The organism is Aeromonas molluscorum 848, from assembly GCF_000388115.1.
Lineage (GTDB): Bacteria > Pseudomonadota > Gammaproteobacteria > Enterobacterales > Aeromonadaceae > Aeromonas > Aeromonas molluscorum.
Genome location: NZ_AQGQ01000035.1, coordinates 1 through 21,013, shown reverse-complemented (window position 1 = coordinate 21,013; position 21,013 = coordinate 1). Strand labels below are relative to the sequence as shown.

The window sequence follows — 21,013 nt, the reverse complement described above, 5'->3', positions numbered from 1 at the left end:
AGGCTCGAGTGAGCCAGCCAGCAAAACGCCGCCCTCAGGGGCGGCGTTTTTTATGGCGCTCTTTTGATGACGCTATGTTGCCGAAGCCCGGTTAAGCCAGCTTGTGGTGGCGATCCAGCCAGCCTTGCAGCAGGCCGACCAGCAGACCGACCAGATGGGCGATGTTGGCCGTGCTGGTGCCGAGCAGGTCGAAGAAGCCGAGCACCAGCCAGAACAGCATGAAACCCATCAGCGCCGGGGGCAGGGCTAAGCCGGATTCGGGTTGCAGGCGACCCCGCAGCCAGAGGTAACCGAGCAGGGCATAGACGACACCGGAGAGGCCGCCAAACAGCGGGCCACTGGCGAAGAACTCGGCGATGTTGGGCAGCGCCGCCCCGACCAGCAGCAGGATGAACAGCTTGCCACTGCCGAGCCGCTGCTCTATCTGGCCACCCAGATACCACCACCACAGCAGGTTGAATACCAGATGCAGTATGGAGAAGTGGATGAAGGCCGGGGTCAGGTAGCGCCAGGCTTGCCAATCGGAGAACTGGGCCAGGGTCGAGTGAAACGCCAGCAGATCAAAGATGGGCAGGCCTATGGCCTGCAGGGCATAGATAGCGAGGCAGGCGATGATCACCAGCAGGGTCAGGGGGCCAGCATGGTGCAGGAAATCGGTGACGGGGTCCGCCATCCCCTTGCTGTAGTCGATGCGGGCATCGGCCCGCCCGGATTGCCAGGAGGCTTCCATGTAGCGGGGGTGGTTGGGCTCGATCAGGAAACGCTTTACCTCAAGCTGGGCCTGGGCGAGGCGTTGCTCGTCGGCGAGCCAGACACCGACGCCAAGCTCTGACTGGGTCAGCTCGCAAGGGATGCCCAAGGTAGCCAGGTAGTCGACCAGCGCCTGGGCCATGCGGGCATTGTCCAGTACCAGCAGTTGTATCATGCCGGCAGGGGCGCGTTCATCGGCGCCGCTCATGCATCGCCCGCCTGGATGGGGAACTCCTTGCGCCACGCTTCGAAGCCGCCATCCAGGCTGTAGACCTCGTCATAGCCTTGTTGCAACAGATATTGAGCGGCGCCCTGGCTGCTGTTGCCGTGGTAGCAGATGACGATCACCGGGGTATCGAAGTCTACCTCATCCATGAAGCGTACCAGGCTGCCATTGGTCAGGTGAAAGGCGCCCACCGCATGGGATGTCTCAAATGACTGGGGATCGCGAATATCGACCAGGCGGGCCTCGCCTGCGGCGAGTTTGGCGTAAGCATCCTGGGCGCTGATGTGGGCAAACTGATCCATGACATTGTCCTGCTAGTAACGAGAAGATTGCAGTTTACCCCATGGGCGAGCCCGCGCTAAGCGTGCAATGCACCGCTGTGCGCCTGTGGTGCGCAATTTCCTTCAATACCCGGGCAGAGCAGGGCGGTTAGGGTGGGCTCCTCTCATCTTTTTGGAGTGTTGCTCATGGAAACGAGTCTGCTGTTATCCATGGCCGGGTTCGCCCTGGCCATGTCCATTACCCCGGGTCCCGTCAATCTGGTGGCCCTCAGCAACGGCGCCAGATATGGCTTTCGTGCCAGCCTGCGCCACGTGGTTGGGGCGACCCTGGGCTTTATCCTGTTGTTATTGCTGATGGGATTGGGTTTTGGTGCCCTGTTATCGGGCTGGCCGGTGTTTGGTAGCGGGATCCGTTGGGCTGGGGTGCTCTTCCTCTGCCACATGGCCTGGTTGCTGCTGAGGGATGACGGGCGCTTGAGTGCCAAGGCGAGTCGATCTCCGGCGTTTTGGCATGGGGCCGTGATGCAGTGGCTCAACCCCAAGGCCTGGCTGGCCGCCAGCATGGGGGCGGGTGCCTACGGTGCCATCGGCGGTCCGGGGCAGGTACTGCTGTTCTGTCTGCTGTACTTGGTGATCTGTCTGGCGTCCATTGCCTGCTGGGCCTACGCCGGCAGCCAGTTGCGGGGAGCGCTGCTGTGCCAGCGCAGATTGCGCTGGTTCAATCGGGCCATGGCGGCGTTGCTTCTGCTCAGCGGCCTCTATCTGGTGATGGAGCCCTGAATGGACGCGCTGGCGATTTTCCCATCATGCGATAGGCGGTCTTTGTGGCTGTTTTCCACGACTAGGCGCCGTGGACATCCGCCATCTGGGCCCGGTACTGGCCTGGGGTGGCGGCGACCAGGCGCTTGAACTGGCGTTGGAAGTGGGCCTGATCGGCGAAGCCGCTCGCGAGGGCGACGTCGGCCAGGGATTGCCCCCGCTGCAACAGGATGCGGGCACGGCGAATACGCTGGTTGAGCAGGTAGGCGTGGGGGGTCATGCCGTAATGACGATTGAAGGCTCGCACGAAGTGGGAAGGGCTGAGTTCGGCCATGGCGCTGAGCTGTTGCAAGCTGAGCGCATTGGCGTATTCGTCTTGCATCAGCTCGGCGGCCCGTTGCAGGCGTGGGGGAGGGTTGTCATCCCAGTGAGCCGGAGTCAGGCGCTGGAGTAGCTGGTGGCCGAAGGTGTGACAGGCCACCTGCCTGGCCAGGGCATCCTGGCTGTTATCGACCAGGGTGCGATAGAGCTGCCGCAAGAGAGAGTGGAGCAAGGGATCCCGACTGGCAGTCATGTCGAAGGGGCGAAATTCGTTGCCAAGACCCGCTTCTTGTTGCTGGCAACCCAGCCAGTCGAGGTCGAGATAGAACATCAGATAGGACCAGGGCTGATCCGAGATGGGGTTGCAGGCATGCACCTCTTCCGGGTTCATCAGCACCAGACTGCCGGTGCCAACACTTTGCCAGCTGCGCTGATTGAGATAGCTGCTGTGGCCGCCGGTGATGGCACCGATGGAGAAGTGGGGGTGACTGTGTTTGTCGTAGCAGACGCGCCGGCCATCCTGCACCGAGCGTGCCTCGATAAAAGGCAGTTCAGGGTCACGCCAGAACTTGTGATTGTCCGGGGTGACCCTGGGTTGCCTCACGACCTCACCACCGAGCGATATCTGGATCCTTGCTGCAATGGAACCGGTATAGGAGCCATGTCAGCCGCCCAGATAGGCTTGGCGCACCGCCGGATTGGAGAGCAGGGCTGCTCCCGAGTCCTGCAATACCACGCGACCGTTCTCGAGCACATAACCTCTGTCTGCCAGCTTGAGTGCCTGGTTGGCATTCTGCTCAACCAGGAAGATGGTCATACCCTTCTCCCTCAGTTGCAAAATGGTGTCAAAGATCTGCTGGATGATGATGGGGGCCAAGCCGAGGGAGGGCTCGTCGAGCAGCAGCAGGCGCGGCTTGCTCATCAGGGCGCGACCTATGGCCAGCATCTGCTGCTCGCCCCCGGACATGGTGCCCGCCCGTTGCTCCAGCCGCTCGTGCAGGCGGGGGAACATGGCGAACACTTGTTGCAGCAAATCCTCCTGCTCATGCTTGTCGACGAAGAAGGCGCCCATGCGCAGGTTCTCCTCCACCGTCAATCGGGCGAAGATGCGTCGCCCCTCAGGCACCACGGCAATGTCCTTGCGCATGATGCGAGCCGTGGTGAGGGGGGTTATCTCTTCTCCCTCGAACCAGATGCTGCCGCTGCTGGGTTTGGGTTCGCCACAGAGGGTCATCAGCAGCGTGGTTTTACCGGCGCCGTTGGCACCGATCAGGGTGACTATTTCTCCCTCTTTTACCTCGACACTGACGTCGTGCAGGGCCTGGATCTTGCCGTAATGGGTCGATACGTTGCGAAGTTCTAACATCTTGTTTTCCTTACGACTCGCCCAGATAGGCCTTGATCACTGCCGGATTGTTACGAATTTCCTCCGGTTTACCCTGAGCCAGCGGCGTGCCCTGGTTGACCACGAAGATGCGATTGGAGATATCCATCACCAGCTTCATGTCATGCTCTATCAGCAGCACCGAGACACCGAACTCGTCGCGCAACCCGACGATCAGCTCGTTGAGCTCGTCGGTCTCATGGGGGTTGAGGCCGGCTGCCGGCTCGTCGAGCATCAGCAGCGCTGGCTTGGTGGCCATGCAACGGGCAATCTCCAGGCGGCGCTGCTGGCCATAGGCCAGGTTGCCTGCGGGGCGGTTGGCAAGGTCCTTGAGGCCCACTTTTTCCAGCCAGAAGGCGGACTGATCCAGGCCCTCTTGTTCGGCGCGGCGAAAAGCCGGGGTCTTGAACAGGCCGGAGATAAAACCGGTGTTGAGGTGACGATGCTGGGCGACCAGCAGGTTCTCTACTGCCGTCATGTCCTTGAACAGCCGCACATGCTGGAAGGTGCGCACCACCCCCTTGCGAGCGATGAGGTGGCCGGGTAGTCCCTGGATCTCCTCGCCACGGTAGCGGATGGTGCCGCCGCTTGGCCGGTAGAAACCGGTCAGACAGTTGAAAATGGTGGTCTTTCCGGCCCCGTTGGGACCAATGATGGAGATGACCTCACCCTGGTCGACATCAAGCTTTACGCCGTTGACGGCCAGCAGACCACCAAAACGCATCGACAGATCAGAGACTTCTAATAACTTCTGATTCATTTTTGCAGCTCCAGATGGGGGCGGGTCATGGGCAGCAGACCCTGAGGACGCCAGATCATCATAAAGACCATCAGCAGGCCGAACATCAGCATGCGGTATTCGTTGAACTCGCGAGCCAGCTCGGGCAGTACCGTCATGACAATGGCGGCCAGCACCACGCCAATCTGAGAGCCCATGCCACCCAGCACCACGATCGCCAGCACGATGGCCGACTCGATGAACACGAAGGATTCAGGGCTGATGAAGCCCTGGCGCGCGGCGAAGAAACTGCCAGCAAAACCCGCGAAGGCGGCACCAATGGTGAAGGCGGTCAGCTTGATGATGGTGGGATTGAGCCCCAGAGATTTACAGGCGATCTCATCTTCGCGCAGTGCCTCCCAGGCGCGGCCGAGTGGCATACGCAGCAGACGGTTGATGACGAACAGAGTGGCGATGACCAGCAACAAGGCCATCAGATAGACGAAGATCACCTTGTGGTTGGCGTTATAGGTGATGCCAAAAAAGTCGTGGAAGGTGCCGAAGCCGCCATCCTTGACGGTGCGGTTGAATTCCAGGCCACCCAGGGTGGGTTTGGGAATGCCGGATATCCCGTTCGGGCCACCGGTGAGGGAGGTGAGGTTGTTGAGCAGGATACGGATGATCTCGCCAAACCCCAGAGTGACGATGGCCAGATAGTCCCCCCTCAGCCGCAGCACGGGGAAGCCGAGCAGGAAGCCGAACAGGGCGGCCATGCCCCCCGCGATGGGCAGGCACTCCCAGAAGCTGAGCCCGAAGTAGGTGTTGAGCAGGGCATAGCTGTAGGCACCGACCGCGTAGAAGCCGACATAGCCCAGATCGAGCAGACCCGCCAGACCGACCACCACGTTCAGACCCAGACCCAGCATCACGTAAATCAGGGTGAGGGTGGCGAGATCCACGGCACCACGGGAGGCCATGAAGGGCCAGCTTACCGCCAGCAGCAGGGCGATGAGCGCCGCTGTGTTGTAGAGGCGTGGCGCCTGCTCCGGACTGGGCAGTACCAGCTTGGAGACACCGCTGGTGGACCCCTTGAACAGCCCCAGGATCTGGCTGCGTAGCAGCTGGAAAAAGAACACCAGAGCTGCCCCACCCAGCAACCAGACCAGGGAGACATCGAGCCGGCTGATGACCAGCAAGCGAGTGCCGTCTGTTTCGAGCTTGAAGCCGAGCAGCCAGAAAGAGAGCAGCATCAGCACCAGGCTGGCGACGCAGGCGTGAATGAGTTGACGTTTCATCATACTTTCTCGACCTCCGGGCGACCCAGGATGCCGGTGGGCATAAAGAGCAGTACCAGGATGAGCAGGGCGAAGGCCATGACATCCTTGTACTCGGTGCTGAGGTAGCCGGCGGTGAGCGCTTCGACCACCCCCAGCAGCAGGCCGCCGATCACGGCGCCCGGAATGCTGCCGATACCGCCCAAAACAGCCGCCGTAAACGCCTTCAGCCCGGCCATAAAGCCGAGGTAGGGGTTGATCACACCGTAATACATACCAAGCAGCACACCGGCCACAGCGGCCAAGGTGGCCCCCAGCACGAAGGTGATGGAGATGACTACATGGGTGTCTATGCCCAGCAGGTTCGCCATCTTGATGTCTTCCGAGCAGGCGCGGCAGGCGCGGCCCATGCGGGAGCGGTTGATGAACTGGGTCAGCGCCAGCATGGTGATGAAGGTCACCACGAAGATGATGAGCTGCATGTAGGAGAGGCTGGCCTGGAAGCCATCCTCAGCGCCAAAGTTCCAGCCGCCACTGATCAGGGTCGGCATGGCGATGTCCCGGGATCCTTGTGCCATGCGCATCATGTTCTGCAAGAAGATCGACATGCCGATGGCGGAGATGAGGGGGATCAGGCGGTTGCCGCCGCGCAAGGGGCGGTAGGCGACCCGCTCTATGGTCCAGCCATAGGTGCCGGTCACTATGATACTGATGAGAAAGGCAGAACCAAGCAGTATGGCTGTGGTGTCTATACCCATCATCATGAGGGCGGCCATGACCATGAAGGCAACATAGGAGCCAATCATGTAAACCTCGCCGTGGGCGAAGTTGATCATGCCAATAATGCCATAGACCATGGTGTAGCCGATGGCGATCAACGCATAGGTACTGCCTATGGTTAATCCGTTCAGCAATTGCTGAACCAAATAAAGAATATGTTCGGACATACTGCGTTCCCTGTACTTGCCCGCAAAGACGTGAGGGGGTGAGCATGCTCACCCCCTCCGGCAGATTTATTATTTGAGTTGAGTAGAGGTGCCGTCGGCGTGCCACTCAAACATGCCGAACTCGAAGCCTTTCAGGTCGCCATTCGGTGCCCAGGTGAGGGGGCCCATGACGGTGTCTATGGTGCTGCTCTTGATAGCCTTTTCCACGGCAACCGGGTCTTCACCGGCTTTCGCTATACCGGCAGCCAGGGTCTGGACTGCCGCATAGGTGGTCCAGACGAAGGGGCCTGAGGAGTCCTGACCCTTGGCCTTGAAGGCTGCGACGATCGGGGCGTTGGCCGGCACTAGGTCATACTTGTTCGGCAGGGTGACCAGCAGACCTTCGGAGCCCTTACCGCCGATGGCGGAGATATCCTTGTTACCTACCCCTTCCGGACCCATGAACTTGGCCTTGAAGCCTTTCTCATTTGCCTGACGCAGGATCAGACCCAATTCCGGGTGGTAGCCGCCGTAGTAGACGAAATCGACGTTCTCTTTCTGCAGCTTGGCGATCAGGGCGGAGAAGTCCTTGTCACCGGCGGTGATACCTTCGAAGGCAACGACTTTGACGCCAGCCTTGTCCAATGTGGCTTTCACGCTGGAGGCGATGCCTTCACCATATTGCTTCTTGTCATGGATGACGGCGACACGCTGGGGTTTGACCACGTCAATGATGTACTTGGCGGCAGTCGGGCCCTGATCGCTATCCAGACCTATGGTCCGCAGCACCATCTGGTAGCCACGCTCGGTGATCTTGGGGTTGGTGGAGGCGGGGGTGATCATCAGCACGCCTTCGTCTTCATAGATGTCGGAGGCGGGCAGGGTGTTATCGGAGCAGAGGTGGCCAACCACGAATTTGACACCGTCGTTGATCACCTTGTTGGCGACCGCGACTGCTTGCTTGGGATCGCAGGCATCATCATAGATGACGGCCTCGATCTGCTTGCCCTTGATGCCGCCAGCCTTGTTGATCATCTCGACGGCCATCTTGCCGCCGGTGAATTGCATGTCGCCATATTGAGCGACCGGGCCGGTGACCGGGCCTGCAATACCGATCTTGATGGTGTCGGTGGCATAGGCCATGGAAACAGAACCAAACAGCGCCATAGAAACCGCTGCCCTGACTGCAACCTTGCTCCAGTTATTCATAGATTCGTCCCTTTAATCAGTGGATTGTTTCACACCGGACAGACTTCCCGCTTATCCGGCAATAGCTAAGGTTCTATCATTCCTGCCCCAGTAATAACAAGCTGTTAAAGATATGGCGTAAGGAGCACTGGGTGGGGGTTGAATGAAGCTTACGACTATGTATAGACATTTGCTTGGTGTTTAATGCTGTTTTTTATAAGTAACATAAGGTTAACATTTGGGGCGTGTTGATTTGATAGCGGAAAAACCTGACGAGTTTTTACTCTGATGAGGCTCCCATTTCGTTCAAAATCTGTTTGCGCAAACTCAGGGCAGCACCTAGATTAGCCAGCATCTGCAATCGCCTGACAGTTCCCGTTAATTTCAAGCCTTTATTCGGGAAATCTGCTAAGGTTCCGCTTTTGATATTCAGGAGACAGAGATGGCCACTATTAAAGATGTCGCCGCGCGCGCAGGCGTATCCATCTCCACCGTCTCACATGTACTCAATCACACCCGTCGGGTCAGCGAAGAAGCAACCCAAAACGTGCTTGAGGCGGTGGCAGAACTCAACTACGCACCCAATTCGGTGGCGCGCAGCCTCAAGATAAATTCGACCAAGACCATAGGCATGCTGGTCACCACCAGTGCCAACCCCTTCTTCGCGGAGGTGGTTCGCGGGGTGGAGGCTTACTGCTTCGAGCAGGGCTACAGCTTGATCTTGTGCAATACCGAAAACCAGCCACCTCGTCAGCAACACTATCTGCGGATGCTGATGGAGAAGCGGGTCGATGGCCTGCTGGTACTGGGCACCGATATAGACACGCCGCTGCGCGACATGCTGCGTATCCACAAGTCAGTGCCCCAGGTGGTGCTGGATTGGGGAACCGAGTGCGATTTTGCCAACGTCATCAATGACAACGCGCGCATCGGTGCCCGCATGGCGGTCGGCCATCTGCTGGAGCAGGGCCATCGCAATATCGCCTGCATCACGGGTCAGCTCGACAAGCCAACCACCCAGCAGCGACTGGATGGGGTGCGCGATGCCCTGGCCGAGCAGGGTCTCACCTTGCAGGATGAACAGATCTTCGAGGGGGACTACGAGAGTCAGAGCGGCTTCGACCAGATGCTGCATATCCTGGCGCTCGAGCCGCGTCCGACCGCGGTCTTTGCCTTCGACGATCCCATGGCGATAGGCGCCATTTGCGCGGCCTGGGAGGCCGGGGTCAAGGTACCGGACGATATCTCCGTCATCGGCTATGACGATGTGGAGATGGCGCGTTTCTCCAGCCCGCCGCTCACCACTATTCGCCACCCCAAGGCCGAACTGGGCCTGCTGGCGGTGCAACAACTGGTGAGCCGGATCCGCAACAAGGAGCTGGAAGTCGAGTCCATGACGGTGCAGCCCGAGCTGATAGTGCGCCGCTCGGTCAAATCCTTGCGCTAAATGCATCCGCTTTGCTCATCCAGAAACGGCCACCCCAGCGGGTGGCCGTTTTTATGGGTGATGATCGGGGATGACCCCGAGCTGCGCTTATTGTTGAGGACTCTGCATTGAAGGCTCAATCCCCGCCCAGAAAAAAGGCCCCTCGCGGGGCCTTTTTTATATGGAGCATGGGATCAGTGACCACCCATCGCCTTGGGAGGAATCGACTCGTCGAACTCCTTGAGCGGCTCATGTTTGGACGCCAGGAAGGTGTAGATAACCGGCAGTACGAACAGCGTAAACAGGGTACCTATGGCCAGACCGGCAACGATGACGATACCGATACTGAAGCGCTGGGCGGCGCCAGCCCCCGCTGCGTACAGCAGCGGAATAAGGCCGGCTATCATGGCCGCCGTGGTCATCAGTATGGGGCGCAGTCGCACCTTGGCCGCCTGCATCACAGCTTCCATCCGGTTCTTGCCGTGCAGCAGCTGTTCCTCTTTGGCCACCTCACAGATAAGGATGCCGTGCTTGGTGATCAGGCCCACCAAGGTGATCAATCCCACCTGGGAGTAGATGTTCATGGTTGCCAGACCCCAGGCCAGCGCGATCAAGGCGCCACTGATAGCCAATGGGACCGACACCATGATCACCAGGGGGTCACGGACGGATTCGAACTGGATGGCCAGCACCAGGAAGATGATGGCCAGTGCCAGAGCGAAGGTGGCATAGAGCGCATTGCCTTCGGTGACAAACTGACGAGCCTCGCCCATGAAATCGTAACGATAACCCTGGGGCAGGGTGGCAGCCGCTTCCGTTTCTAACCAGCCGATCGCATCACCCATGGCAACACCCGGGGTAGGCACTGCACCTATGGTCGCCGAGTTGAGCTGGTTGAAGTGGGGCAGGGCGCGCGGCTCACCGACTACATCTATGGTGATCAGGCTGCCAAGGGGCACGGAGCGACCATCGGCGGCGCGAACATAGTAGCCTTTCATTGACTCGGGATTGAGGCGGTACTTACGTTCCACCTGCGGGATCACCTCATAGGAGCGGCCATCCAGGTCGATACGGTTGACGTAGCCATCCGCCATCATGGTGCCCATGGTGACACCTATGTCCTGCATGGTGATGCCGTAGGCACCGGCCTTGTCCTTGTCGATGTTGATCTTCATGGTGGCAGAGTCATAGTTCAGATCGAGATCCGAGTAGACAAACTGGCCACTGGCCTGGGCTGCGCTCAGCACCTCGCTCGCCACGATAAACAGGCTCTCGAAGCTGTTTGGTGTGGTGATGACGAACTGGATCGGCAAGCCGCTGGATGCACCTGGCAGTTCGGGGAACTGGAAGGTGGTGATGGACATGCCGGGGATGTCTTTGACTTGCAGGCCGACGCGATCCAGCACCTCCTTCTGGCTAGCCTCCCGCTCGCTCCAAGGCTTCAGAGAGGCGATACCGAACGCCTGATTGGCATTGAATACACCGGAGAAGACTTGTGAGTAGGCGATCTCTGGCTGGTCGTCCAGGATCTTGTTCACATCCTTCATGGTGGATTCGATGTAGTCCAGATTGGCGTTCGAGGGCGCCGTGCCCAGCACCGCCATGACGCCTTTATCTTCGGATGGCGCCAGTTCGCTCGGGATGAACTTGAACAGCAGCGGCAGACTGCCAAAGACGATGACCGCGAAGATGATGACCACGATGCGCTTTTGCATCACGGCGTGCAGCATGCGGTCATAGCGATCCGTCATGCGTTCGAGCAGGTGATGCACAGTGCTTTCGAACTTGCTCGGCTTGGCATTGGCCTTGAGCATCACGGAACACATCATGGGGGAGAGGGTCAGGGCGATGATGCCTGACACGAACACGGCTCCCGCCAGGGTCAGCGCAAATTCCTTGAATAGCGAGCCGGTGATGCCACCCATCAGTGCGATAGGGGCGTACACGGCTGCCAGAGTCAGGGTCATGGCGATGACGGGGACGGCTATCTCCCGGGTACCTATGATGGCGGCCCGGAAGGGTTCCTCCCCCTCCTTGATGTGCCTGTCCACGTTCTCCAGCACGACGATGGCGTCATCCACAACCAGACCGATGGCGAGCACCATGGCCAGCAACGTCATGAGATTGATGGAGAAGCCGAAGATGTCCATCACCATCACGACCCCGATGAGACTCAAGGGGATGGTGATGATGGGGATGATAACGGCGCGAAACGAGCCCAGGAACAGGGTGATCACCACCAGTACGATGGCCGCAGCCTCGATGATGGTCTTGATAACCTCGTGGATCGATTCATTGATGGCCACGGTCGAGTCATAGAGGATGTTCAGCTCCATGGTACTCGGCATGTTGCGCTTGAGGCTTGGCAGCATCTCCAACACGTCGTGGGCTATGTTGATCGGGTTGGCAGTCGGCGAGGCGTTGACTGCCATGACCACGGCTTCGCGGCCATTGGCGGTGGCGCGATAGATGTCGTGGCTCTTCTCCAGGCTGACTTTGGCGATGTCGGACAGACGGATCACCTTGCCTTCCCGGGTCGATACAACCAGTCGTTCCAGTTCGGCGGTATTGGTGACCTGTGTCTTGGCATCACCGTTGAACAACATGAAGTAGCCGGTGGACTGGCCGGTTGCCGACTGATAGTTGTTGCTGTTAAGCACCGTCATCACGTCACTGGCGGTCAGATCGAAGGCGGCCATCTTGGCCGGATCCAGCCAGACGCGCAGGGCAAACTCGGTCCCGCCGTAGAGATCAACCTTGGAGACGCCGCCCACAGTAAACAGCTGGGGCTTGACGACCCGTTCCAGGTAGTCGGTGATCTGACTCGAGTTCAGCTCTGGACTGGTGACACCCAGATAGAGCACCGCGGTGGTGGAACCGGTGGAAGAGGTGACCGAAGGGTCTTCCGACTCTTTGGGCAACTGGGAACGTACCGAGTTCACCTTGGCAAGAATGTCTGACAGCGCGGCGTTCGGATCGGTATTCAACTTCATGAATGCCGTCACGGTCGAGCTACCCAGCTGACTGGACGAGGTCATGAAGTCGATGTTGTCGGCCTGGGCTATCGCCTGTTCCAGGGGTTGGGTAATGAACCCCTGGATCAGATCCGAGCTGGCGCCGTAGTAGCTGGTGTTGACCGTGATGACGGTATTGATCACCTCGGGATATTCGCGCACCTGCATCTTGAAGATGGCCTGGAAGCCAAGCAAGGCGATCAGAAAACTGATCGAGATTGCCAGCACAGGCCGCTTTATGAATATGTCAGTAAATCGCATTACAGATCTCCGCGCTTACAGCATCGGGGCTTGTGCCGGGACAGCCAGGGCATCGTTTTTCTCAACTTTGACCTTGGTGTCGTTACTCAATCGCACCTGTCCGGACAGCACTACCTCATCACCGGCTTTGATACCGCTCAGGATGTGGGCATCATTGCCGCGGCGCTCGCCAACCTTGATTACATGTTGAGTGACACGCTTGACGCCGTCCTTCTCCTGGATGACGTAGACGTTCTCGCCATAGAGGGTGAAGGTAATGGCATTTTGTGGCAGCACGACCTGGTCTTTGATGGTGGGTAGAACAATGCTGGCGCGGGCAAACATGCCGGAGCGCAATTTGCCGCCATTGTTGGGGATGTCAGCCTGCACCTGGATCAAACCGCTCTGATAGTTGACGGCCGGTTCGATGGCGCTGATCTTGCCGCTGAACTCGGTTTGCGGGTATGCATCCACGCTGATCTTGATGGTCTGACCCAGGGATATCTTGCTGATATCGGTCTGGGGTACGGTAAAGCGCAAACGCATCACGCTGATATCTTCCAGACGCACTATCTCGGTACCCGGCTCCATGTATTGGCCGAGGAAGACATTGCGCAGACCCACTACGCCCGCGAAAGGCGCTCGTACTTCCCGACGGGCTATGGTCGCCTTCAGGCTCTCTATGTCGGCCTCCAGGGAGCGATAGCTGGCTTCAGCATCATCGAGCTGGTCACGGGAGATGGAGTTCTTCGTATAGAGGTTCTTGTAGCGCTCGAACTTGGCTCGGGCGGCAGGCAGTCTGGCGGTGGAAGAGCGCAGATTGGCCTTCTCGACGCTGGAGTCCAGACTGATCAGCAGTCGGTCGGCCTTGACGTCCATGCCTGACTCGAAGGCTATCTGATCGATAGTGCCCGCCAGTTCGGTCGACAACGTGACACCCTGGTTCGGTTCGACGAAGCCGATCGCTTCGATGGTCGGGGTCCAATCCTGGGACTTGATGACCATGGCGGTGACCGGGAATTCTGGCTCGGGCCTGTTGGCCATGAACTCGGCGATCTTCTTCTGCTTGAACATATTGAAACCGATAACGCTGCCAAATAAGGCCAGCGCAATCAGCAACATGATGGCCATCCACTTTTTCATGAACAGATTCCTGATTAGAGAAATTTTAGGGTTGTAATATGGCTTGCCAGCTGGCGCGTATCACAGTTTCCTGCTGTGCATCAGTCAGGGTCAATTGATGCCCCCTGCATTGTTGTAGCAAGAGGGCCGCACTGTCCAGACTGAGGGATTGCAGTACTCTCAGCGGTAGGTCGATAAACAGCCCTGCTATACGACCTCGCTCAAAAAACCGATCAAATGGATCCCATAGCGCCATGATGACAGGATCGCGTTCCAGTTCCGAGGCCAAGGGTGAGCACTCATACTGCAGCTTGCAGATGACGGCATTCGGATCGGAAGTAAAAATGTGATGAATATTGAGCCACAACTGCCGGTATTGCTCGAAAGATGTCTCTTCTATATTCACGTCATTCATTATCTGCTCGCGGCACGTCATGATGGTGTGCCGATAAAGTTGGCGGATCAGATCTTCCTTATCGCTAAAGTAACGATAAATAGTTCCAGTTGCCACCTTAGCTTGCTTGGCGACCATGGCAATAGAGAGTCCATGAAAGCCCTGCTCGGCGAGAATATCGTGTGCCGCATCGAAAATGCGCTCTTTCTTATTCATGGTCCTTGCGGTATCACTGAATGAACGTTCATTCATTTTAGGGGCATATGGAGGCAAGTCAAGGACACCTAAGCTGTAGAAACAGGGGCGCTGGGTGTCGAACCTGGCTTAATAGCCGATTAGTTGTTGAAAATGCAGTCAAGTGCTTGAAAAAACAGCGGTTGAATCAATGGAATGAAAAAAGAGTGGACAAGCCGACTCTGGTAGTGAATAATCCGCCCCGTTCGACAGCGTGGCGCCCGTAGCTCAGCTGGATAGAGCGCTGCCCTCCGGAGGCAGAGGTCACAGGTTCGAATCCTGTCGGGCGCACCATCAAACGTGCGCTGATTAGCGGGCGTGTTGTGGAACAAAAACAGCTGTGGTGGCTGTAGCTCAGTTGGTAGAGTCCCGGATTGTGATTCCGGTTGTCGTGGGTTCGAGCCCCATCAGCCACCCCATTTAAGCTGACGCAGTGACAGTTTGTTAGGTATGCGAAGGTGGCGGAATTGGTAGACGCGCTAGCTTCAGGTGTTAGTGCCTTAGGGTGTGAGGGTTCGAGTCCCTCTCTTCGCACCATACTGACTGTAAGCATGAGATGACCGAAAGTTGTTTTTTGCTGTTATAAAAAATATCTCGGTGATTAGCGCAGCCCGGTAGCGCATCTGGTTTGGGACCAGAGGGTCAAAGGTTCGAATCCTTTATCACCGACCATCTTTAGAAAAACCCCGCTTCGGCGGGGTTTTTTGCATTCAGGATATTGTGGCTCGGGCATCCCGCTCAAGGCAAACATTGCTATCAGCAGGCGAGCACAGGTTTCTTCCTGACATCAGATACAAAAACGCCCCGACTGAGTCGGGCGGTTTTTTTATGACCGGCTGGTTCAGGCGGACAGCGAGAACAGTTGCTCCAGGTAGACGGCCACCCCATCCTCATCGGAACTCAGGGTGCGATCGTGCTGGGGCAGCGCCAGCTTGAGGCGGTCATGGGCATTGTCCATCACCACGCCGCGCCCAACCATGTCCAACATCTCGAAGTCGTTCATACCATCGCCAAAAGCCACCGCCTGGGACATATCCAGCCCATGCTGGGCCAGTACCGCCTGTACAGCATTGCCCTTATGGACCCCGGCGTGCATTACCTCGAGGCAATCCGGCAGGGAGAAGGTGACATTGAGGCGGTCACCATACTGGGCATTGAGCTCGGCCTCTATGCTCAGCAGTTTCTCGTGCTCCCCTATGTAGAACACCTTGCTGATCTGCTCCTTCGAACAGTTCTGAAGATCGGCCAGTCGATAGCTGAAACCGGACTCATCGTGGAAGTTGAGCAACCAGGGCAGCTCCTCTTCCACCAGCCACTCATCCCCCTGGTAGATGTTGAGATGAATGCTGGGATCCCGGGGCAGAGCGATCAGCTCGGCGGCCACTTCGCTTGGCAGGGACTGGTTGAACACCAGCCGATCCTGCTTGTCGTGCACCATGGCGCCATTGGAGGTGATGAGATAGATGTCCAATCCCAAGGCGTCGCGAATGGAGCGCACATCCACGTGATGGCGGCCGGTGGCGACCACGAATTTGATGCCCTGGGCCACCAGGCGGTGCAGAGTGTCGCGGGTGCGGGGGGAGATCTGGTGCTGCTGGTTGAGCAGGGTACCGTCGAGATCGGATACAACTACCTTGAACATCGTTACCTCGGTTTCACATGAATGCCGGGGCAGTTTACCCCAGCCATCCCACTGGCCCCATTTATTTAGGGTTACAAAAAATAAGCAGATTTTAAGTGTTTTGTGAGATCTGTCGCCACCAGTGGCGACAGATCCGGGTTCAATAGCGGCCAAAGAAGTCGAGAATGGCGGTGAGGGCGGGCAGGCGTTTGTCATCGCTCTCGATGAACAGCTCGTGCCAGGCACCCTCGATACGCAGGGGCTTGCCTCCCTCGCAGGGGGCGCGCTGGCAGAAATCGAGCTGGGCCTGGTTGTTGACCACTGTGTCGGCGCCCGCTTGCAGCAGCAGCAGCGGTGTCTTGATCTTGTCAGCCTCCTGGATCGCGCGTTCGCCACCTACCATGCCCTGATAAATCCAGTGGGCGGTGGCGCCGCCCAGCTTGACCTGGGGTGTTTGTTCATATTGCTGGCGGAAGGCGGCATAGCGCACTTCGCTGTGGGTCAGCTCGTTGTCCGCAAAGCCCTGATCCTGATAACGTCCCTGCCCGGGACCATAGGGCGGCTCCCCAAACCAGCCTCCGACGGTGCCTATCGTGGCGGCGAGCCCCTTGGCGAGCCAGTGAGGCAGGCCGCCGAGGTTGATACCCATCATGGGAGAAGAGAGCACCGCTGCCTCGATGTCATCCGGCCAGCGTTCCAGATAGCGAGCCGAGATGGCGCCGCCCATGGAGTGGGCCAGCAGGAACAGCTTGGCGGGCTTGTCGTTCATGACGACCTGATCGTGGAACTGTTTGAGATCGGTGACATAGTCTTCGAAGTCGGCCACATAGCCCTTCTCTCTGTCCGCCAGCAGGCGACCGGAGAGTCCCTGACCGCGGTGATCGATGAGATAGAGACTATAGCCCTGGCGCCATAGATCCCGGGCCAGCTCCTGGTATTTGAGGTAGGTCTCTACCCGGCCGTTGACGATCATGATGGCGCGATCGCTGTCTGGATTGCGTAACACGGCGTAGCGGATGGGAACCTCGGCCTTACCCTGAAACTCCCCCTCGTGGGCGTGGTCGCGCCAGAATTCGGGGAGTATCTGTTGATGGAGAGCGGGAACCTCACTTTCTGTAGTGAGCTGATAGGGATTGTTCACGGCTAGGGCTCCGGCGGATAGCAGGGTCAGGGCCAGCAGGGGCAGGCAGCTAAATTTCATTGGATGGATGCTCCATATCCAGAGATTCGTCTTGTTGCGCAGCCCAGCCTTTGCGGGTCAGTTGCATGCGCTGCCACCAGGTGTCATCGGCCAGGATCTCGCCTTGGGAGCCCAGCTGCGGGTAGGGCATCTCTTTTTCTTTACAGAGTTGGGCATAGATGGGGTAGCCCCCCTCGAACAAGATGGCGTTTTGCTCCTCGGCTTCGAGGGGACAGCCGCGTTGATAGCAACCGGCCAGCTCACGTTGGCGCTGGGCCTCATACAAGATGGCGGCCGCGGCGACCGAGACATTGAGGGATTGCACCATGCCGACCATGGGGATGACGATATGGTGATCGGCCAGGGCCAGCGCCTCCGGAGTGATGCCGAACTTCTCCTGGCCGAGCAGGATGGCGGTGGGCTTGGTGTAATCAATCTCGCGAAAATCCACCGACTGTTCCCCTAGGTGGGTGGCCAGGATCTGCATGCCGGAGGCCTTGAGGTCGGTGATGGCGCTCTGGATATCACCATGGAGCGAGATATCGACCCAGTTCTGGCTGCCGCGGGCTGTGCCTTTACGCTTGTGAATGCTGTTCTTCGGCCAGACCGCGTGAACCCTGTGGATCCCCACTGCATCGGCGGTACGTACTATGGCGGCCAGGTTGTGAGGCTTGTGGACCTCTTCCAGACAGACGGTCAGGTCGAGCTGGCGCATGGCCAGCATGTTGGAGATACGTTGGTAACGTTCGGGGGTCATGGCTGTCTCTATCAAGTCTGTGGTGCCTGTGCCGCTATTTGGCACGGGCGAAGGGCCCGGGCGCTCGCTCGTGCATGAGCGGGCCTTGGCGCCTCAATGAAAGCATCAGGCGGCTTGCGCCGCCTGTAGTATCAGTTCTTCTGTCGGCCAACTCGGAGCACGTTGGGCATGACGCGGATCTTGCGCATGATGTTGGCAAGATGAATGCGGCCCTTGGTGGTGATCAGCAGCGTGACCAGATAGACGCGTCCATCCTTCTCTTCGGTGCTGATGGCGTGAATGTTGGCACCGGTGGCTGCAATCACGTTGGCCAACTCGGCCAGGGCACCCTGGTGGTTGACTATCTCGATGTGAATACCGGTCTTGAACTCTTGTTCCTGCTCTGTATCCACTTCCCACTGCACCGGCAGGTACTTGTCCGGCTCGCGACTGTAACCCTTGATGTTGCGGCAGGACTCCTGGTGGATGACCAGTCCCTTGCCCGGGCTGATATGGGCGATGATGGCATCTCCCGGAATGGGGCGGCAGCAATTGGCGAAGGTGACCAGCATGCCATCGGCACCCCTGATCGGCATCTTCTTGCTGCTGTTCTTGGGTTGATCACCCTGAGACAGACCCTCATCCTGCATGCGGCGGGCGACCATGACGCTCATGGCGTTGCCCAGACCAATATCTGCCAGCAGACCCTGCAGGTTTTCATGCTTGGTATCGGTCAGCACCTGCTTGATGCGGCTCTCGGCAATGTCTTCGATATTCTTGGCACCCAGGGCATGGTTGAGCAGGCGGCGACCGAGTACCACTGACTCTTCGGTGCGCAGGTTCTTGAGGAACTGCCGGATCTTGGAGCGTGCCTTGGTGGTCACCACGAAGTTGAGCCAGGCGGCATTGGGGCGCGCACCGGGCGCCGTGATGATTTCCACCGTCTGACCGGACTGAAGCTGGCTGCTCAGCGGGTAGGGGTGGCGGTCGACCCTGGCGCCGACACAGGCATGGCCGATGTCGGTGTGGACTGTGTAGGCAAAATCGACCGGTGTCGCGCCGGTGGGCAGCTCCATGATGCGGCCCTCAGGGGTGAACACATAGATCTCGTCTGGGAAGAGATCGGTTTTGACCCCCTCGATGAATTCGAACGAGCTGCCGGCGCTCTGTTGCAGTTCGAGCAGGCTCTGCATCCAGCGCTGGGCACGGATCTGGGCCGTGGTGCCCGAACTGTCGCCATCTTGCTTGTATGCCCAGTGGGCGGCAACCCCCTTGTCGGCCATCTGATCCATGTACTCGGTACGGATCTGCACCTCGACCGGCACGCCATGGGGCCCCACCAGGGAGGTGTGCAGGGATTGATAGCCGTTGGTCTTGGGGATGGCGATGTAATCTTTGAAGCGGCCGGGGCGGGGCTTGTAGAGGTTGTGCATCTGCCCGAGCACCCGGTAACAGGTGTCTATGTCCTTCACCTTGACGCGAAAGGCATAGATATCCATTACCTCATGAAATTGCAGCTCTTTTTTCTCCATCTTGTTATAGATGGAGAACATGTTCTTCTCGCGGCCGCTGATCTGCGCCTCGATGCCGGACTCCTGCAACCGACCCTGGATTTCACTCTGGATGGAGTCGATGATCTCCCGGCGATTGCCACGGGCGCGACGCACTGATTCGCGCAGTACCCGGGAGCGCATGGGATAGAGCGCCTCGAAGCCGAGCTCTTCCAGCTCGTTCTTCATGGTGTGAATACCGAGCCGGTTGGCGATGGGGGCAAAGATCTCCAGGGTTTCGCGGGCGATGCGGCGACGCTTGTCCGGGCGTAGAGAGCCCAGGGTTCGCATGTTGTGGGTGCGATCGGCGAGCTTGATCAGGATGACTCTGATGTCCTGGGTCATGGCCATCATCATCTTGCGGAAGTTTTCAACCTGAGCTTCCTTGCGATCGCGAAACTTCAGTTTGTCGAGCTTGGAGACGCCGGCAACCAGCTCGGCCACGGCATCACCGAACAGCTCCGCCAGTTCTGCCTTGGTGACCGGGGTGTCCTCGATGACATCGTGCAGCACGGCTGCCATCAGGGTCTCGTGGTCCAGACGCATGTCGCCCAGGATGCGGGCAACTGCCACCGGGTGGGTAATATAGGGTTCACCACTGGATCGCATCTGACCCTGGTGAGCGTCACGGGCTACCACATAGGCTTGCTTGAGTTTCTCAACCTGCTCGGATGGCAGATAGGAACTGGCTACTTCTTTAAGATTTTCAAATAGATACAAGACATGCCCCGCTGCGGTAATTCAGCAATCCGTGGTATTGAGGGTATAGCCCTGAGTTTGCGAGGTTTTCGAGCGGTTGTAAATGGGGGAAGAAGACAGTCGGCACCCGGGCGGGTGCCGACTCGGAGGACTTAACCGCGCCCTTCGGCGATGGCAGCAACGGCAGCCAGCTCGGCAGCTTCCTGTTCTTGCTGCTCGTAACGGTCCTGAGTGTCCATCACTTGGTTGTTCACCAGACCCAGTTCGATCTCGCGCAGGGCGATCACGGTCGGTTTGTCGTTCTCTTCGTCAACCAGGGGGTCTTTACCTTGAACCGCGATCTGACGGGCGCGGCGCGCGGCGACCAGTACCAGGTCAAAACGGTTACCTACCTGTTTTACAGCATCTTCTACAGTAACGCGTGCCATGCAGACTCCAGTGTTTAGACTTTTAGTGTTTAAAAGACGGTGTTTAAAAATGACGCAAAAGTGTACTTGGTTTTAGCTTATTCCGCCAGTAGCTGTTGCAGCAAGTTTTGCTGCGCCTGCTGTTGGCGACACATCTTCAACCGTTGACTCTCTATGATGGCCTTGAGTTGGCACAGCGCCACCTCAAACTCTTCGTTGATGATGACATAGTCATACTCATCGTAGTGCACCATTTCGGCAATGGCTTTCGCCATGCGGCCACGGATCACCTCTTCGCTGTCCTGACCGCGACCAATCAGGCGACGCTCCAGCTCGGGACGGCTCGGCGGCAGTATGAAGATGGACTGCGTTTCCATCTGCTCGCGGATCTGGCGGGCCCCCTGCCAGTCGATATCGAGGAAGACATCGATTCCCTGGGCCAGGCAGGCCTCAATGGCTTCTCTTGAGGTGCCATAGTAGTTGCCGAACACCTCGGCCCACTCCAGGAAGTCGCCGCGGGCGATCAGCGCCTTGAACTCGTCGACCGGCACGAAATGGTAGTG

19 protein-coding genes and 4 tRNA genes are annotated in these 21,013 nt (G+C 58.3%); 6 read left to right on the top strand and 17 right to left on the bottom strand.

Annotated elements, in window-relative coordinates:
* Positions 1 to 91 precede the first annotated feature (91 nt).
* Both glpG and glpE read right to left on the bottom strand, forming a co-directional pair.
* Positions 92 to 925: a rhomboid family intramembrane serine protease GlpG gene (gene glpG / locus G113_RS07545; RefSeq protein ID WP_040319010.1), complete on the bottom strand. Its 834-nt coding sequence runs from the start codon at positions 923 to 925 to the stop codon at positions 92 to 94.
* Between the two features lie 29 nt (positions 926 to 954).
* Positions 955 to 1,278 (bottom strand): thiosulfate sulfurtransferase GlpE, encoded by a 324-nt coding sequence (gene glpE / locus G113_RS07540; RefSeq protein ID WP_005897984.1) that lies wholly within the window; start codon positions 1,276 to 1,278, stop codon positions 955 to 957.
* Between the two features lie 165 nt (positions 1,279 to 1,443).
* Here glpE and G113_RS07535 point away from each other — a divergent pair, with 165 nt between their 5' ends.
* Positions 1,444 to 2,037: a LysE family translocator gene (locus G113_RS07535; protein WP_005897982.1), complete on the top strand. Its 594-nt coding sequence runs from the start codon at positions 1,444 to 1,446 to the stop codon at positions 2,035 to 2,037.
* A gap of 61 nt (positions 2,038 to 2,098) precedes the next feature.
* Here the strand turns inward: G113_RS07535 and G113_RS07530 are convergent, their stop codons facing one another.
* The 6 genes from G113_RS07530 to G113_RS07505 all read right to left on the bottom strand — a co-directional run bounded on the left by G113_RS07530 (position 2,099) and on the right by G113_RS07505 (position 7,848).
* Complete coding sequence (locus G113_RS07530) at positions 2,099 to 2,941, bottom strand: AraC family transcriptional regulator (RefSeq protein WP_005897980.1); 843 nt, start codon at positions 2,939 to 2,941, stop codon at positions 2,099 to 2,101.
* Between the two features lie 60 nt (positions 2,942 to 3,001).
* Positions 3,002 to 3,703 (bottom strand): ABC transporter ATP-binding protein, encoded by a 702-nt coding sequence (locus G113_RS07525; RefSeq protein WP_005897977.1) that lies wholly within the window; start codon positions 3,701 to 3,703, stop codon positions 3,002 to 3,004.
* Between the two features lie 10 nt (positions 3,704 to 3,713).
* Positions 3,714 to 4,481, bottom strand: coding sequence for a high-affinity branched-chain amino acid ABC transporter ATP-binding protein LivG (livG, locus tag G113_RS07520; RefSeq protein ID WP_005897975.1), 768 nt, complete (start codon positions 4,479 to 4,481; stop codon positions 3,714 to 3,716).
* A complete protein-coding gene (locus tag G113_RS07515; RefSeq protein WP_005897973.1) occupies positions 4,478 to 5,734 on the bottom strand; it encodes a high-affinity branched-chain amino acid ABC transporter permease LivM in 1,257 nt (418 codons plus the stop codon). The genes livG and G113_RS07515 overlap by 4 nt, the downstream gene beginning before the upstream one ends.
* Complete coding sequence (gene livH / locus G113_RS07510) at positions 5,734 to 6,660, bottom strand: high-affinity branched-chain amino acid ABC transporter permease LivH (RefSeq protein ID WP_005897971.1); 927 nt, start codon at positions 6,658 to 6,660, stop codon at positions 5,734 to 5,736. Before livH ends, G113_RS07515 begins: the two co-directional genes overlap by 1 nt.
* 69 nt (positions 6,661 to 6,729) lie before the next feature.
* The gene (locus G113_RS07505; protein ID WP_005897969.1) at positions 6,730 to 7,848 is read right to left on the bottom strand and encodes a branched-chain amino acid ABC transporter substrate-binding protein; all 1,119 of its coding nucleotides are present in this window, start codon (positions 7,846 to 7,848) and stop codon (positions 6,730 to 6,732) included.
* A gap of 421 nt (positions 7,849 to 8,269) precedes the next feature.
* On the opposite strand from G113_RS07505, the gene G113_RS07500 reads away from it, so the two are divergent.
* Positions 8,270 to 9,274 carry a substrate-binding domain-containing protein gene (locus G113_RS07500; RefSeq protein ID WP_005897967.1) on the top strand — a complete coding sequence of 335 codons (1,005 nt, stop codon included), beginning with the start codon at positions 8,270 to 8,272 and terminating at the stop codon, positions 9,272 to 9,274.
* 173 nt (positions 9,275 to 9,447) lie between these two features.
* On the opposite strand, the gene G113_RS07495 is transcribed toward G113_RS07500, so the two are convergent.
* The 3 genes from G113_RS07495 to G113_RS07485 are packed head-to-tail and all read right to left on the bottom strand — an operon-like array spanning position 9,448 to position 14,239.
* Positions 9,448 to 12,528: a multidrug efflux RND transporter permease subunit gene (locus G113_RS07495; protein ID WP_005897964.1), complete on the bottom strand. Its 3,081-nt coding sequence runs from the start codon at positions 12,526 to 12,528 to the stop codon at positions 9,448 to 9,450.
* Positions 12,529 to 12,543: 15 nt separating this feature from the next.
* Complete coding sequence (locus G113_RS07490) at positions 12,544 to 13,650, bottom strand: efflux RND transporter periplasmic adaptor subunit (RefSeq protein WP_005897962.1); 1,107 nt, start codon at positions 13,648 to 13,650, stop codon at positions 12,544 to 12,546.
* Between the two features lie 25 nt (positions 13,651 to 13,675).
* A complete protein-coding gene (locus G113_RS07485) occupies positions 13,676 to 14,239 on the bottom strand; it encodes a TetR/AcrR family transcriptional regulator (RefSeq protein ID WP_005897959.1) in 564 nt (187 codons plus the stop codon).
* A 235-nt stretch (positions 14,240 to 14,474) separates the two neighbouring features.
* Here G113_RS07485 and G113_RS07480 point away from each other — a divergent pair.
* The 4 genes from G113_RS07480 to G113_RS07465 all read left to right on the top strand — a co-directional run bounded on the left by G113_RS07480 (position 14,475) and on the right by G113_RS07465 (position 14,929).
* A tRNA-Arg gene (locus G113_RS07480) sits at positions 14,475 to 14,551 on the top strand.
* Positions 14,552 to 14,600: 49 nt separating this feature from the next.
* Positions 14,601 to 14,676, top strand: a tRNA-His gene (locus G113_RS07475).
* Between the two features lie 33 nt (positions 14,677 to 14,709).
* Positions 14,710 to 14,794, top strand: a tRNA-Leu gene (locus G113_RS07470).
* Positions 14,795 to 14,852: 58 nt separating this feature from the next.
* A tRNA-Pro gene (locus tag G113_RS07465) sits at positions 14,853 to 14,929 on the top strand.
* A 169-nt stretch (positions 14,930 to 15,098) separates the two neighbouring features.
* Here G113_RS07465 and G113_RS07460 read toward each other — a convergent pair.
* The 6 genes from G113_RS07460 to gmk all read right to left on the bottom strand — a co-directional run.
* Positions 15,099 to 15,899: a Cof-type HAD-IIB family hydrolase gene (locus tag G113_RS07460; protein ID WP_005897957.1), complete on the bottom strand. Its 801-nt coding sequence runs from the start codon at positions 15,897 to 15,899 to the stop codon at positions 15,099 to 15,101.
* Between the two features lie 139 nt (positions 15,900 to 16,038).
* Positions 16,039 to 17,079 (bottom strand): alpha/beta fold hydrolase, encoded by a 1,041-nt coding sequence (locus G113_RS07455; protein WP_005897955.1) that lies wholly within the window; start codon positions 17,077 to 17,079, stop codon positions 16,039 to 16,041.
* Complete coding sequence (trmH, locus tag G113_RS07450) at positions 17,069 to 17,815, bottom strand: tRNA (guanosine(18)-2'-O)-methyltransferase TrmH (RefSeq protein WP_005897954.1); 747 nt, start codon at positions 17,813 to 17,815, stop codon at positions 17,069 to 17,071. The genes G113_RS07455 and trmH overlap by 11 nt, the downstream gene beginning before the upstream one ends.
* Positions 17,816 to 17,946: 131 nt before the next feature.
* On the bottom strand, positions 17,947 to 20,064 hold the full coding sequence (gene spoT / locus G113_RS07445) for a bifunctional GTP diphosphokinase/guanosine-3',5'-bis pyrophosphate 3'-pyrophosphohydrolase (protein ID WP_005897951.1): 2,118 nt from the start codon (positions 20,062 to 20,064) through the stop codon (positions 17,947 to 17,949).
* A gap of 131 nt (positions 20,065 to 20,195) precedes the next feature.
* On the bottom strand, positions 20,196 to 20,471 hold the full coding sequence (gene rpoZ / locus G113_RS07440) for a DNA-directed RNA polymerase subunit omega (protein WP_005307060.1): 276 nt from the start codon (positions 20,469 to 20,471) through the stop codon (positions 20,196 to 20,198).
* Positions 20,472 to 20,548: 77 nt separating this feature from the next.
* Positions 20,549 to 21,013 (bottom strand): guanylate kinase (gene gmk, locus G113_RS07435; RefSeq protein WP_005897930.1); only part of this gene is annotated, 465 nt, incomplete at its 5' end.

What these genes read in the sequence shown, in the direction of transcription:
- glpG (WP_040319010.1), bottom strand. Translation starts at nt 925, where the DNA reads ATGATACAACTGCTGGTACTGGACAATGCCCGCATGGCCCAGGCGCTG.
- glpE (WP_005897984.1), bottom strand. Translation starts at nt 1,278, where the DNA reads ATGGATCAGTTTGCCCACATCAGCGCCCAGGATGCTTACGCCAAACTC.
- G113_RS07535 (WP_005897982.1), top strand. Translation starts at nt 1,444, where the DNA reads ATGGAAACGAGTCTGCTGTTATCCATGGCCGGGTTCGCCCTGGCCATG.
- G113_RS07525 (WP_005897977.1), bottom strand. Translation starts at nt 3,703, where the DNA reads ATGTTAGAACTTCGCAACGTATCGACCCATTACGGCAAGATCCAGGCC.
- livG (WP_005897975.1), bottom strand. Translation starts at nt 4,481, where the DNA reads ATGAATCAGAAGTTATTAGAAGTCTCTGATCTGTCGATGCGTTTTGGT.
- G113_RS07515 (WP_005897973.1), bottom strand. Translation starts at nt 5,734, where the DNA reads ATGAAACGTCAACTCATTCACGCCTGCGTCGCCAGCCTGGTGCTGATG.
- livH (WP_005897971.1), bottom strand. Translation starts at nt 6,660, where the DNA reads ATGTCCGAACATATTCTTTATTTGGTTCAGCAATTGCTGAACGGATTA.
- G113_RS07505 (WP_005897969.1), bottom strand. Translation starts at nt 7,848, where the DNA reads ATGAATAACTGGAGCAAGGTTGCAGTCAGGGCAGCGGTTTCTATGGCG.
- G113_RS07500 (WP_005897967.1), top strand. Translation starts at nt 8,270, where the DNA reads ATGGCCACTATTAAAGATGTCGCCGCGCGCGCAGGCGTATCCATCTCC.
- G113_RS07495 (WP_005897964.1), bottom strand. Translation starts at nt 12,528, where the DNA reads ATGCGATTTACTGACATATTCATAAAGCGGCCTGTGCTGGCAATCTCG.
- G113_RS07490 (WP_005897962.1), bottom strand. Translation starts at nt 13,650, where the DNA reads ATGAAAAAGTGGATGGCCATCATGTTGCTGATTGCGCTGGCCTTATTT.
- G113_RS07485 (WP_005897959.1), bottom strand. Translation starts at nt 14,239, where the DNA reads ATGAATAAGAAAGAGCGCATTTTCGATGCGGCACACGATATTCTCGCC.
- G113_RS07460 (WP_005897957.1), bottom strand. Translation starts at nt 15,899, where the DNA reads ATGTTCAAGGTAGTTGTATCCGATCTCGACGGTACCCTGCTCAACCAG.
- G113_RS07455 (WP_005897955.1), bottom strand. Translation starts at nt 17,079, where the DNA reads ATGAAATTTAGCTGCCTGCCCCTGCTGGCCCTGACCCTGCTATCCGCC.
- trmH (WP_005897954.1), bottom strand. Translation starts at nt 17,815, where the DNA reads ATGACCCCCGAACGTTACCAACGTATCTCCAACATGCTGGCCATGCGC.
- rpoZ (WP_005307060.1), bottom strand. Translation starts at nt 20,471, where the DNA reads ATGGCACGCGTTACTGTAGAAGATGCTGTAAAACAGGTAGGTAACCGT.